The sequence below is a fragment of the Streptosporangium sp. NPDC006013 genome (genome assembly GCF_040614275.1).
In the GTDB taxonomy this organism is placed as follows: Bacteria; Actinomycetota; Actinomycetes; order Streptosporangiales; family Streptosporangiaceae; genus Streptosporangium.
On record NZ_JBEXUE010000305.1, the window covers coordinates 1 to 12312 of the forward strand.

Sequence of the window (12312 nt, forward strand, 5' to 3'; positions counted from 1 at the left end):
TCTGCGACGACCTCGGCGTCTACCGGGAGGACGGCGGGAAGCCCGTGCACGACTTCACCCGGGTGGACGAGGTCTATGACACGATCACCGCGTTCTGCGGCGGTGTGAGTGTCCGATGTCCAGCAGGCGATGGTGGAGATGCCCTCGGTCGGGTGCGAACGGCGACAGGCCGTTGGACGTGCGCCGGACCACCGCCATGATCAGATCGAGCAGCGGAAGCACCAGGATCGCGACCGGCACGAGCAGGGGGAGGATGACGGGGAAGCGGTTGATGCTGCTGGAGTCGAGCGGCGTCACCAGGATCATCGTGGAGGCGAGGACCAGGCCGATCAGCATCGCCCCGGTGTCCCCCATGAAGATCTTCGCCGGGTGGAAGTTGTGCGGCAGGAAGCCCAGGCAGATCCCGATGAGCACCGAGGCGATGACCGCCGTCACGTTGATGCTGGTGTTGCCGTAGTCCTTCGACAGGGCCACCGAGTACGTCCATGTGGCCATCGCGGCGATGCCCACGATCCCGGCGGCCAAGCCGTCGAGCCCGTCGACGAAGTTGACGGCGTTGATCATGACGACCACGATCAGGATCGTGATCAGCGGGCTCAGCGTGGAGTCGAGAATGGTCTGCCCGCCCAGCGCCGTGGGCAGCGGGAGCCACGGCAGGCTGACGCCGAAGGCGACGAGCACGCCCGCCGCGCCGATCTGCCCGGCGAGCTTGACGAGGGCGTCCATCCCCAGCCAGTCGTCCAGGAAGCCGGTCAGCGTGATCAGCCCTCCTGCGGCGATCAGCGCGATCACCGTCTTGCCCTGGCCCTCGGCCGCCAGCTTGCCCCCGGCGTAGGGCAGCTCGCCGGCGATCAGCAGACCGGCGACGAGACCGCCGTACATCGCCAGGCCACCGAGTCTGGGCGTCGGCGTGGTGTGCACGTCACGGTCGCGGACCTCGGGCATGGCACCGATACGGACGGCGAAAACGCGGACCAGTGGGACCAGCAGGTATGTCACCGCGGCCGCGACGAGCGCCATGAGTAGGTATTCGCGCACGGAACCAGTTTCGCGGATAGTCCGGCCACCTGTGACCGGAAAACGCCACAGAACAGCTCATAGTTCGCTGGGATATATCTGATGGAGGCTCGTCAGCGCCGCGACGCGCTCCCGTATTTCACCCACTGCGTCGGGGTTGCGGATGGCCTGTGCCACCATCGAGGCCACCGCCTTCATCTCCTCGGCCCCCATTCCCTGGGTCGTGACGCAGGGGGTGCCCACCCGGATCCCGGACGTCACCGTGGCCGGCTCCGGGTCGTAGGGGATCGCGTTGCGGTTCAGCGTGATCCCGGCCGCGCCACACCGCTGCTCGGCCACCGCGCCGGAGACCCCGACGTCACGCAGGTCGATCAACGCCAGATGGCTGTCGGTGCCGCCGGAGACGGGCCGCATCCCCTCGGCGGCCAGGGCGTCGGCCAGTACCTGGGCGTTGGTCACCACCTGCCGCGCATACCGCGCGAACTCGGGGCGCAGCGCCTCGCCGAACGCCACGGCCTTGGCCGCCACCGCGTGCATGAGCGGGCCGCCCTGCACGAAGGGGAAGACCGCGCGGTCGACCCTGCGGGCCAGCTCCCGGGTGCACATGATCCCGCCCCCTCTCGGGCCGCGCAGCGCCTTGTGCGTGGTGAAGGTCACCACGTCCGCGTACGGCACGGCGGACGGCAGGGCGTTCCCGGCCATCAGCCCGATGGTGTGCGCGACGTCGGCGAGCAGCCAGGCGCCCACCTCATCGGCGACCCCCCGGAAGGCCGCGAAGTCGATCTTTCGGGAATAGGCGGTGGCACCACATATGATCATTTTGGGCTGATGCTGCAACGCCAGGTCCCTGACCTCGTCATAGTCGATCAGCTCGGTGTCCCTGCGCACGCCGTACGCCACGACGTCGAACCAGCGGCCGGAGAAGTTGACCTTGGAACCGTGTGTGAGGTGGCCCCCGTGCGACAGCGCCATCGCCAGCACCGTGTCGCCCGGCTGGAGCAGTGCCGCGTAGGCCGCCAGATTCGCCGAGGCGCCGGAGTGGGGCTGCACGTTGACGTGATCGGCGCCGAACAGCCGCTTGGCCCGGTCGATCGCGAGCTGCTCGGCCCGGTCGACGACCTCGCATCCGGCGTAGTAGCGCCTGCCGGGGTAGCCCTCCGCGTACTTGTTGGTGAGCGTCGAGCCGAGCGCGGCGAGCACGGCGGGCGAGGCGAAATTCTCACTCGCGATCAGCTGGACGCCGCTGCGGAGCCTGTCGAGCTCGTCGAGGAGCACACGGGCGATCTCCGGATCCTCGCGCTGCAGTAGGCCGAAATCCGGCCCGTAGTACGACTCTGCGCCCATGGCTCACATCCCGAAGATGACAACTCACCCCCACTGTAAGCCCGGCTACCCCGGTTATCCCAGGTCAAAGAGGTGTCGCCACGGGAAGGCGTGTCTCCGTGCGGAAACGCACGCCCCGGGAAGGCCCCTGGCGTCGTCCCCCGGGAGGCTTCGAAAACCGCCCGGCCCGCGGGCCTCGCGCCGAAGGACCCGGCCGGCGCCTCCGAGCCGGGGAGGACGTCAGGAGAAGGCGTGCGGGGCCCCGGCTCCCACCGGCACCCATCTCGGCGTGTCGGCCGCCTGGTCGCTGATCGAGGTCAGGATCGCCTGCCGGTAGAGGCCGAGACGGGTACGCCACTCCGTCATGTCCTCGACGTAGCGGCCGGAGACCGGGGCGTCCCAGACATCCCTGCTCCTGGCGAGCTGGTAGGCCTTGTCCAGGCTGGCGGTCAGCGTGTCGAGTGCGGGAAGCACCTGCCGCCACATCATGACCAGCCGCTGGTATTCGGGGTTGAACTCCCACGCCGTGGCGGCGTCCGAGGACGGCAGACCGCCGCCGCCCGAGGCCGGTGGGGTCTCCCCCGGCTGCAGCGGCTGCGGTGCGGGTGGATCCACGAACATCACAGGCTCCTCACCCTCGCTGACACAGTCCCTGCCCCCCGCTCACTGCCCGACGCCGTAGCGGTGCCGACCGGCCCGGGAGTCGGGCTCGCCGACATGGTCCCCACCCCCGCTCACTGCCCGCCTCCCGGAGGCGGGATCGGCCGCAGCGGATTCCCCGGCTCCACGTCGCCCGCCGGTCCGTCGGGCCCGATGTCCATGGGCGCCCAGGCCCCCTCGCCCCAGGTCTCCCCTTCCGGCACCCGCACGCCGGGCATCTCCAGCGGCTCGATCTCCCGGGCGTTGTCGGCGAGCGTCCTGAGGGCGTCCAGATCGAGAGGGCTCGCCTCCGCGGTGACGACGTCGTCGCCGTCGCCGGCCCACCGGGCGACCGAACCGTCCGGTGCGGCGGCCACCCCCCCGGGAGCCGTCCCCGCCGACTGTCCCGAGCCCCCTGCGGCATCCTCCGCCCCTCGCGCCTCGCTGAAGACCGCGTCACCGATGGACGGCGTGCCGGCGTCTCCCCGCGGCACCACGGCGGGCTGCGAGGCCGCCTCACCGGAGGCCGTACCCGCCGTCTGGACGGCGGGTACGGCGGAGGTCGTGGCCTGCGGCTGAACAGCCGCCTCACCTGAGGTCGTACCGGCGGGTTCGGGGGTGGCGTCACCCCCCGTGCCCGGCGGCTGGACGGTCTGGTCGGTGGTGGGTCCCGCGGTGTCGAGGGGCGGATAGTCGGGCTTGGCCGAATCGAGCGGGCCGTGCGGCTCGACCCAGCCCGGCTGCCCCGCCGTGGCGGAGACGTTGTCGACCGTAGGCATCTCCAGCGGCGGAATGTCCTCGATGTTCTTCAGCAACTCGTCGACCTCGGCCGCCGTGGGCGAGTCGAGCGGGATCTGGAGCACCTTCACACCGTCGACCTCCACGACCTTCGCCCGCTGATCGCCGCTCTGGTCGATGTCGTCGGGATGGTCCTTCCGGTAACTGTCGAGGATGTCGTTGCCGGACGTGTTGCCCTCCTGCCTGGGCGAGCGCTCGTCGCCCTTGGAACCGGAGTCGCCCTTGGCGTCGGGATCGTCAACCGGCGCGCCACCCACGGAGCCGTCCCCCCGCGGTGTCGTCTCGTCACCCTTGGAACCGGAGTCACCCTTGGCGTCGGAATCCTCCCCGCCAGGCATCGTGTCGTTCACATTGACGATCTCCGGCTGCGTGTCATCGGCTCTGGGCATCTCCGGCACGGGGGTGGCATCCGGGCCGGGGGCCTCGGGCGTCTGGCGTGGCACGTCGTCAACCGGCCGTCCCCCGTCCTGAGGCCCCTCACCGGGCCCGGGAACCGCGGGTTTCAAATCCTCGACCCTCGGCGTCTCCGGCCGCGAGTCCTCGGCCCTGGGCGCCTCCGGCGTGGGCGTGGCATCCGGCTTCGGAGCCTCACGCGGCGTGTCCTCGGCCCTGGGCGCCTCCGGTACGGGATCCGGCTTCGGAGCCTCACGCGGCGTGTCCTCGGCCCTGGGCGCCTCCGGCGTGGGCGTGGCATCCGGCTTCGGGGTCTCGCGCGGTGCGGTGTCAACCGTCTTGACGTTCTCCTTGGGGGAGTCTCCCTCGCGCGGAGAGGTCTCGTCACCCTTCGAACCCGTGTCCGGCTTCCGGTCGTCGGCCCCGGACGCCTCCGGCTTCGGCGTCTCCTTCGAACCGTCCCTCGGGGAGGTCTCGTCACCCTTCGAGCCCGCCTCCGGCTTGGCCTCGTCACCCTTCGAGCCTGTCTCGGGCTTGGCCTCGTCACCCTTCGAGCCTGTCTCGGGCTTGGCCTCGTCACCCTTCGGAGGCTCCGGCTTGGGGGAGTCCTTCGGATCGTCACGCTGGGTGCTCCCGGCCGACTGGTCACCGACGCGGGGCTTGTCGTCCGCTCCGACCGCCGGTTTGAGGCCGTCGGCCTTCGGGGTCTCGGGCTTCGCGTCATCGCCCGCCGTGCCGCTGTCGGGCTTCGTCTCCCCGGTCTTGGGCTCGGCGGGAGGTGCCGTCGCGTTCTGGTTGATCCTCTTCTCCAGCAACGCCACGCGAGCGGAGACGTCACGGACCATCACGTCGCACGCGTCGGCGATCTGGACGGGTCTGTGGGTCGACTGCGAGGACAGGCCGGCCCCGCTCATCAGCTGGGTGACCTTGCCCTCGACGTTCCGCATCTGATCGGCCGCCCGCCGCACCTCGGACAACAGGTCGCGGACCAGCTTGGGGTCCATTCCTTCGAACTTGCCCATGGACGTCTCCCGGAAGTGTCGGCCCACTTCAAGGTACCGGGGAGAGCGCCCCGCGTCACGGTGATAATCAGATGGCATGGATCATGGACATGGGCCGCACGGCGCCGGGCGCGGGAACCCTCAGGAGATCACGTCCCGGATCCGCCTCGTCGTCCGTCGCCACCGCCTTCCCCGGCAGCGACCCGGCGATCTCCCGCAGCCCCCGCACGAGATGCTCAACCGGTTCGGTGACGGAGAGCGCAGCCGCGGTCAGGCGCCTCTCGGCGACGCGACCCCGAGCCGTCCCAGCGTCCGCACGACACCGACCGCACCGTGGTGAAGCGGGTAGTGCCCGATCTTGACGAGAAGGACGGGAACGCTCGGGTCCACGTTCACCCGCCGGACTCTGTGCCACCGTCAGGCTCGGGACCAGCGTCGGTGGCGACGTAGCCGATCACGCCGCGCAGTTTCTCCACCGCGATCGCCCCGCGCCGCAGCAACCTGGGCACCGCGGTGGTCAGGTCCAGGATCGTCGAAGGGGTGTCGCTCTCACACGGCCCGGCGTCGAGATAGACCGACACCGAGTCGCCGAGCTGCTTCTCCGCGTCGGCGGCGCTGGTCGCGGCGGGGGCACCGGAGCGGTTGGCGCTGGAGACGGCCATCGGGCCGGTCTCCTTGAGCAGGTCGAGGGCGACCGCGTGCAGCGGCATCCGGATGGCGACGGTGCCCTTGGCGTCCCCCAGGTCCCAGGAGAGCGATCGGTTCGCGCGGCAGATCAGCGTGAGCGGCCCCGGCCAGAAGGCGTCGACGAGATCCTGGCCGTACGGACCGAGGTTCTCCACCAGGGCGTTGGCCGCCCGGACGGTCCCGACCAGCACGGGCACCGGCATGTCACGGCCGCGGCCCTTGGCCTCCAGCAGGGCGGTGACCGCGGCGGGTGCGAAGGCGTCTGCGCCGATACCGTAGACGGTGTCGGTCGGCAGCACCACGAGCTCCCCCCGCCGTACGGCGGACGCGGCCTCTACCAGGCCCGCGGCGCGCTGCTCGGCATCGATGCAGTCAAAACGTCGGCTCACTGTGCCTCCTCAGGATCGCTCGCTACGCGCATTCGCGTACCTCCTCGTCCACCGGCACGTCACCGACGGCCAGGATCCCCTCGCTCACGGCGTGCATCCTATTCCTGGCCGAAGCGGGCGGTGACGAAGCGGTCCCTGCGCGTCAGATCCTGGCGGCTGCGGACGTCGCGCCAGCCGTTCTCCTCAGAGAAGATCAGATAGACCGGGGTGCCCTGCTGATCGGCGTGTTCCACGGCGACGAAGCCACCGGGGCGCAGCAGGCGCCTGGCGGTCCTTTCGACGGCCCTGACCTCGTCGAGGCCGTCGCTGCCCGACCCGTACAGCGCACGGTGCGGGTCGTAGTCGCGGACCTCGGGGTCACGGGGGATCGCGCCGGGCGGGATGTACGGCGGGTTGGAGACCACCAGGTCGACCTGATGGTCCAGCTCGGAGAGGGCGTCGGCCAGATCCTCCGGGTGCAGGTGGACGCGGCCCTGACCGTGCTCGATGATGTTGCGCTTGGCCCAGCCGTAGGCGTCCGGGTCGACCTCGACCGCGTGCACGGTGGCCAGCGCGACCTCCTGGGCGATGGACAGCGCGATGGCACCGGACCCGGTGCCGAGATCCACGACCACGGGCGAGGCGACGTCCATCTCCCGCAGCCTGTCGATCGCCCAGCCCACCACGATCTCGGTCTCCGGGCGCGGCACGAACACCCCCGGCCCGACCTCCAGGGACAGGTAGCGGAAGTAGGCCCGCCCGGTGATGTGCTGGAGCGGCTCGCGGGACTCCCTGCGGGCGACGCCCTCCCAGAACAGGGCGTCGAAGTCGGAGTCCTTCACGGTGTGCAGCTCACTGCGCCGTACACCGTGCACACATGCGGCGATCTCCTCGGCGTCGGTGCGCGGCGACGGCACACCTGCCTCGGCGAGCCGGGCGGTGGCGAGGGCGATCTCGTCCAGCAGAAAGGTCATGGGCGCGTTCTATGAATGGTTGGCGAGCTTCTCCGCCATCTCAGCGTTGAGCAGGGACTGGATGACGGCCGTGAGATCCCCGTCGAGCACCTGGTCGAGGTTGTACGCCTTGAAACCGACGCGGTGATCGGAGATGCGGTTCTCGGGAAAGTTGTAGGTGCGGATGCGCTCGGAGCGGTCGACGGTGCGGATCTGGGACTTGCGCTCGGCCATGGCGGCGGCGTTGGCCTCCTCCTCGGCGATCGCCTGCAGGCGGGCCCGCAGGATGCGCATGGCCGACTCCTTGTTCTGGAGCTGGCTCTTCTCGTTCTGGCAGGAGGCGACCACCCCGGTCGGGAGGTGCGTGATCCGCACGGCCGAGTCGGTGGTGTTGACACTCTGACCACCGGGACCGCTGGAGCGGTAGACGTCGATGCGGAGGTCGTTCGAGTCGATCTGGACGTCGACGTCCTCGGCCTCCGGGTAGACCAGCACCCCGGCGGCGCTGGTGTGGATGCGCCCCTGGGACTCGGTGACCGGCACCCGCTGGACGCGGTGCACACCGCCCTCGAACTTGAGCCTCGACCAGACGCCCTCGTCGCCCCTGGCCTTCAGGGCGATCGTGACGTCCTTGTAACCGCCGAGGTCGGAGTGGGTGGCGTCGATGAGCTCGGTCTTCCAGCCGATCCGCTCGGCATACCGCAGATACATCCGCAGGAGGTCCCCGGCGAACAGCGCGGACTCCTCGCCGCCCTCGCCCGCCTTGATCTCCATGATGATGTCCTTGTCATCGTTGGGATCACGCGGGACGAGCAGGTGCCTGAGCTTCTCCTCCAGCTCGGGAACCCGCGCTTCGAGCTCCTTGGCCTCCTCCGCGAACGCCTCGTCCTCCGATGCCAGCTCCCTCGCCGTCCCGAGGTCCGCCTGGACGCCCTCGAGCTCGCGGTAGGTGTTGATGATCGGGGTCAGCTCGGCGTAGCGCCTGCCGAAGGTGCGCGCCTGCTTCTGGTCGGCGTGCACGGAGGGGTCGGCGAGCTTGAGTTCCAGCTCGGCGTACTCACTGAGCAGCTCGTCGAGGTTCACCGTGCGTCCTTCCTTGAAAGCCCTTCTAAGCCTGCCTCATCACCACGAACGCCGACTCGGGCACCCCCCTTCGCGGGAGGGTTGTTCCGAGCCGGCGTCGGGATGGGGGCTACTGGCCCGTGGACTTCTTGCCGAAGCGCTTCTCGAAGCGCGCCACCCGGCCGCCGGTGTCCAGGATCTTCTGCTTGCCCGTGTAGAAGGGGTGGCAGGCGGAGCACACATCGGCGTGGATCACGCCGTTCTTGGCGGTGCTGCGGGTGGTGAAGGAGTTACCACAGGTGCACGTCACCTGAGTGGCGACGTACTCCGGGTGGATGTCGGGCTTCATGTCGTCTTTTCCTCTCCAAAACGCGGTCGCCGGGTCGCCACTGTCTCTCGCCGATGAGGCTTGCGCGCTGGCACACCGAGGTGCGCGCGGGCGGGAACCGGAACCGCTGCGGTTCGGCTACCAGTGTGCCAGATCCTGCAACCATCCCAGGCCACAAGACATTCCCCGCCCTGGAGAGACCGGGGCTGCGGGCATTCACCTGCCCAGATACGCGAGCACGGCGAGAACCCGGCGGTGGTCGTCGGTGGCGGGTTCCAGGCCGAGCTTGCCGAAGATACCGGAGATGTGTTTCTCCACGGCGCCCTCGGTGACGAGCATGCGCCCGGCGACCGCGGCGTTGGAACGACCCTCCGCCATCAGGGCCAGCACCTCTCGCTCCTTCGCGGTCAGCGACTCCAGGGGATCTCCCCTGCGCTGGCGGCCCAGCAGCTGCCCGATCACCTCCGGATCGATGACCGTTCCCCCGGCGGCCACCCGGCGCACCGCGTCGAGGAACTCGGCCACGTCCGCTATCCGCTCCTTGAGCAGGTAGCCGACCGCCGCGGCGCCACCGCCGATCAACTCCGTGGCGTACTGCTCCTCGACGTACTGCGACAGCACGAGGATCGGCAGCCTCGGCCGCCGGCTCCTGGCCTCCAGGGCCGCGCGCAGTCCCTCGTCGGTGTGCGTCGGCGGCATCCTGACGTCGACGATCGCCAGGTCCGGATCGTGCTCGACGATCGCGGCCACCAGCCCCGGGCCGTCGCCCACGACCCCGACGGTCTCGATGCCCCCGTCGGCCAGCAGCCTGGCCAGCCCCTCGCGCAACAGCACCGAGTCTTCGGCGATCACCACCCGCATGTGTTCAGGCCCTCACCATTCGCAGGGCAGCTCGGCCCTGATCATCGTGGGGCCGCCGAGCGGGCTGTCGACGCTCAGGGTGCCGTCGATGGTCGCCGCCCGGTCGGCCAGCCCGGCGAGACCGCCTCCGGGCCGCGGCACCGCGGCGCCGACCCCGTTGTCGTAGACCTCGACGATCACCCGCTGCCCCTGCCGGCTGACCCGGATGGACGCCTCGGTGGCCTCGGAGTGCTTGGCCAGGTTGGTCAGGCACTCGGCCACGACGAAGTACGCGATGCTCTCCACCGCCGGCGGGGGCCGGTGCGAGACCTCCACCGCCAGATCCACCCGTACGGGCGCGCGCGCGGCGAGCGACGACAGGGCGGCGTTCAGCCCCCTGTCGGTGAGGATCGCCGGATGGATGCCCCTGGCGAGGTCACGCAGCTCGGCGATGGCGGCCTTGGTGCCCCTGTGCGCCTGGTCGAGGAGCTCCCGGGCCGCGGTCGGGTCGGAGTCCAGCTTGGCCTGGGCCCGGCCCAGATCCATGGCCACCGACAGCAGCCGCTGCTGTGCGCCGTCGTGCAGGTCACGCTCGATCCGGCGCCGCTCGGCCTCGGCCGCGTCCACCCCGCGGGCCCGGCTGGCCCGCAGGTGCGCGGCGCGGGCCGCCAGCCGGTTCTTCTCCCCCGTGCCCAGCAGAGCGGCGCCGAGCAGGCCGTGCAGCCAGGCCATCCCCCGGGTCGCGTACAGGGCCGCGAGCAGGAACCCGATCCCGATCAGCATGCACAGCAGCGCCTTCGGCCCGCTGTCGATCGGCAGCTCGCCGATGGGGGTCATCGGCTCCCCCACCAGCAGCAGAGGCAGTGGCGCCACGGTCAGGCCGAGCCCGAGCGTCCACAGGACCGCCGAGACCGTGAACTCCCCGATCCCGATCGGCAGCAGCAACAGCAGGTAGAGCAGATCCTTCCAGGTGGCGGGGTCGACGAACATGTCCTTCCAGCGCAGGAACAGGTTGTCGCCCTCCGATGGCCGGTAGGGGCTGGGGATGTCGACGCCGAAGGCCAGCCGGAGGAACCGGCGCTCCAGCATCGCCACCCCCCGCCAGGCCAGCATGGTCAGGGCGAGGAGCGGCAGCCCGATCCACACGATCACCAGCGCCAGGGAGAGCGGGATCACCGAGGCGAGGAACGCGAACCAGGCGAGGCCGTGGAACAGGCTCACCAGCAGGTAGGGAACGGCCCGCCAGGTCATCGGGTCGACGAACATGCCGAGGGGACCGTTCGGCCCGAAGGGCACGCGCCGCCGGAGCGGCGTCCTGACCACGGGCGTGCTCACCACTGTCTCACCACTGTCTCGGCAGTCACGCGCCCCCCTGTCGTCCGCGAAGATGCGTCCTGAAGTAGGGATATCCCGAAGACCCGGGTCAGACAAGCGCTTTGGAAACGCCGAACGCCCCGGCCTGAGGGGCCAGGGCGTTCAACGTGCGGTGAGCGGTCAGTCGCGCTCGGAGCTGACGGTCGTCTTCTGCACCTGGAGCAGGAACTCCGCGTTGGACTTGGTCTCCCTCATCTTCTCCAGGAGAAGCTCGAGAGCCTGCTGCATGTCAAGGGCGTGCAGCACACGGCGGAGCTTCCAGATGATCTGGAGCTCGTCCTTGCCCATGAGGATCTCCTCCTTGCGGGTGCCGGACGCGTCGACGTCCACCGCGGGGAAGATCCGCTTGTCGGCAAGCTGCCGGTTGAGCTTGAGCTCCAGGTTGCCCGTGCCCTTGAACTCCTCGAAGATGACCTCGTCCATCTTGGAGCCGGTCTCGACCAGCGCGGTGGCGAGGATCGTCAGCGAGCCGCCGTTCTCGATGTTGCGGGCGGCACCGAAGAAGCGCTTCGGCGGGTAGAGCGCGGTGGAGTCGACACCACCGGACAGGATGCGGCCGGAGGCCGGGGCCGCCAGGTTGTAGGCGCGGCCCAGACGGGTGATCGAGTCGAGCAGCACGACCACGTCGTGGCCCAGCTCCACCAGGCGCTTGGCGCGCTCGATGGCGAGCTCCGCGACCGTGGTGTGGTCCTCGGCCGGGCGGTCGAAGGTCGAGTGGATGACCTCACCCTTCACCGACCGCTGCATGTCGGTGACCTCTTCCGGACGCTCGTCCACCAGGACGACCATCAGGTGGCACTCGGGGTTGTTGTGGGTGATCGCGTTGGCGATCGCCTGAAGCACCATCGTCTTGCCCGCCTTGGGCGGGGAGACGATGAGACCACGCTGGCCCTTGCCGATCGGCGCCACCATGTCGATGATCCGGGTGGTCAGGATGTTCGGCTCGGTCTCCAGGCGCAGGCGCTCCTGCGGGTAGAGCGGGACGAGCTTATTGAAGTCAGGGCGCTGCCGCGCCTGCTCCGGGTCCATGCCGTTGACCGTGTCCAGGCGGACGAGCGCGTTGAACTTCTCACGGCGCTCGCCGTCGCGGGGCTGGCGGACGGCGCCGGTGACGACGTCGCCCTTGCGCAGGCCGTTGCGGCGGATCTGGGCCAGCGAGACGTAGACGTCGTTGGAACCCGGCAGGTAACCGCTGGTCCTGACGAACGCGTAGTTGTCGAGGATGTCGAGGATTCCGGCGATCGGGATCAGCACGTCGTCGTCGCCCACCACGGGCTCGTTGCTGTCGAAGCGGTCGCGGCCACGGCGGTTGCGCTCGCGGAACCGGCCGCGACGGCCGCGACGGTCGTCGTCGTCGCCCACGCCGTGCTGGTCACTGCGGTCCTGCGGCCCCCGGTTCTGCGGGCCACGGTCGCCACGGTCGCCGCGCTCACTGCGGTCGCCGCGCTCACTGCGCTCACCGCGGTCGCCGCGGTCGCCGCGCTCACCGCGCTCACCGCGGTCGTTGACCCGCTCGCCACGGTTCTGGC

Annotated in this window: 13 protein-coding genes; all 13 read right to left on the reverse strand. The window is 70.1% G+C overall.

All coding sequences use genetic code 11. From position 1 onward, the window contains the following. Positions 1-84: 84 nt before the first annotated feature. Positions 85-1038: an MraY family glycosyltransferase gene (locus ABZ260_RS34355; protein ID WP_355626035.1), complete on the reverse strand. Its 954-nt coding sequence runs from the start codon at positions 1036-1038 to the stop codon at positions 85-87. A gap of 57 nt (positions 1039-1095) precedes the next feature. After that, on the reverse strand, positions 1096-2361 hold the full coding sequence (gene glyA / locus ABZ260_RS34360; RefSeq protein WP_355626037.1) for a serine hydroxymethyltransferase: 1266 nt from the start codon (positions 2359-2361) through the stop codon (positions 1096-1098). 219 nt (positions 2362-2580) lie between these two features. Further along, the gene (locus ABZ260_RS34365) at positions 2581-2961 is read right to left on the reverse strand and encodes a hypothetical protein (protein ID WP_350924678.1); all 381 of its coding nucleotides are present in this window, start codon (positions 2959-2961) and stop codon (positions 2581-2583) included. A gap of 113 nt (positions 2962-3074) precedes the next feature. Then, positions 3075-5192 carry a hypothetical protein gene (locus ABZ260_RS34370; RefSeq protein ID WP_355626038.1) on the reverse strand — a complete coding sequence of 706 codons (2118 nt, stop codon included), beginning with the start codon at positions 5190-5192 and terminating at the stop codon, positions 3075-3077. 67 nt (positions 5193-5259) lie between these two features. Beyond that, the gene (locus ABZ260_RS34375; RefSeq protein ID WP_355626040.1) at positions 5260-5400 is read right to left on the reverse strand and encodes a hypothetical protein; all 141 of its coding nucleotides are present in this window, start codon (positions 5398-5400) and stop codon (positions 5260-5262) included. Between the two features lie 41 nt (positions 5401-5441). Continuing rightward, positions 5442-5567: a hypothetical protein gene (locus ABZ260_RS34380; RefSeq protein WP_355626041.1), complete on the reverse strand. Its 126-nt coding sequence runs from the start codon at positions 5565-5567 to the stop codon at positions 5442-5444. Beyond that, the gene (locus ABZ260_RS34385) at positions 5564-6247 is read right to left on the reverse strand and encodes an L-threonylcarbamoyladenylate synthase (RefSeq protein ID WP_355626043.1); all 684 of its coding nucleotides are present in this window, start codon (positions 6245-6247) and stop codon (positions 5564-5566) included. The genes ABZ260_RS34380 and ABZ260_RS34385 overlap by 4 nt, the downstream gene beginning before the upstream one ends. A gap of 98 nt (positions 6248-6345) precedes the next feature. Next, on the reverse strand, positions 6346-7200 hold the full coding sequence (gene prmC, locus ABZ260_RS34390) for a peptide chain release factor N(5)-glutamine methyltransferase (RefSeq protein WP_355549863.1): 855 nt from the start codon (positions 7198-7200) through the stop codon (positions 6346-6348). Between the two features lie 9 nt (positions 7201-7209). Next, the gene (gene prfA / locus ABZ260_RS34395) at positions 7210-8262 is read right to left on the reverse strand and encodes a peptide chain release factor 1 (RefSeq protein WP_355626045.1); all 1053 of its coding nucleotides are present in this window, start codon (positions 8260-8262) and stop codon (positions 7210-7212) included. 109 nt (positions 8263-8371) lie between these two features. Beyond that, positions 8372-8590, reverse strand: coding sequence for a 50S ribosomal protein L31 (rpmE, locus tag ABZ260_RS34400; protein WP_343975689.1), 219 nt, complete (start codon positions 8588-8590; stop codon positions 8372-8374). A gap of 195 nt (positions 8591-8785) precedes the next feature. Beyond that, positions 8786-9430, reverse strand: coding sequence for a response regulator transcription factor (locus ABZ260_RS34405; protein ID WP_350924643.1), 645 nt, complete (start codon positions 9428-9430; stop codon positions 8786-8788). A gap of 12 nt (positions 9431-9442) precedes the next feature. Continuing rightward, positions 9443-10744 (reverse strand): sensor domain-containing protein, encoded by a 1302-nt coding sequence (locus tag ABZ260_RS34410; protein ID WP_355626048.1) that lies wholly within the window; start codon positions 10742-10744, stop codon positions 9443-9445. Positions 10745-10903: 159 nt separating this feature from the next. Continuing rightward, the coding region (gene rho, locus ABZ260_RS34415; RefSeq protein ID WP_355626050.1) for a transcription termination factor Rho at positions 10904-12312 on the reverse strand (1409 nt) is incomplete at its 5' end.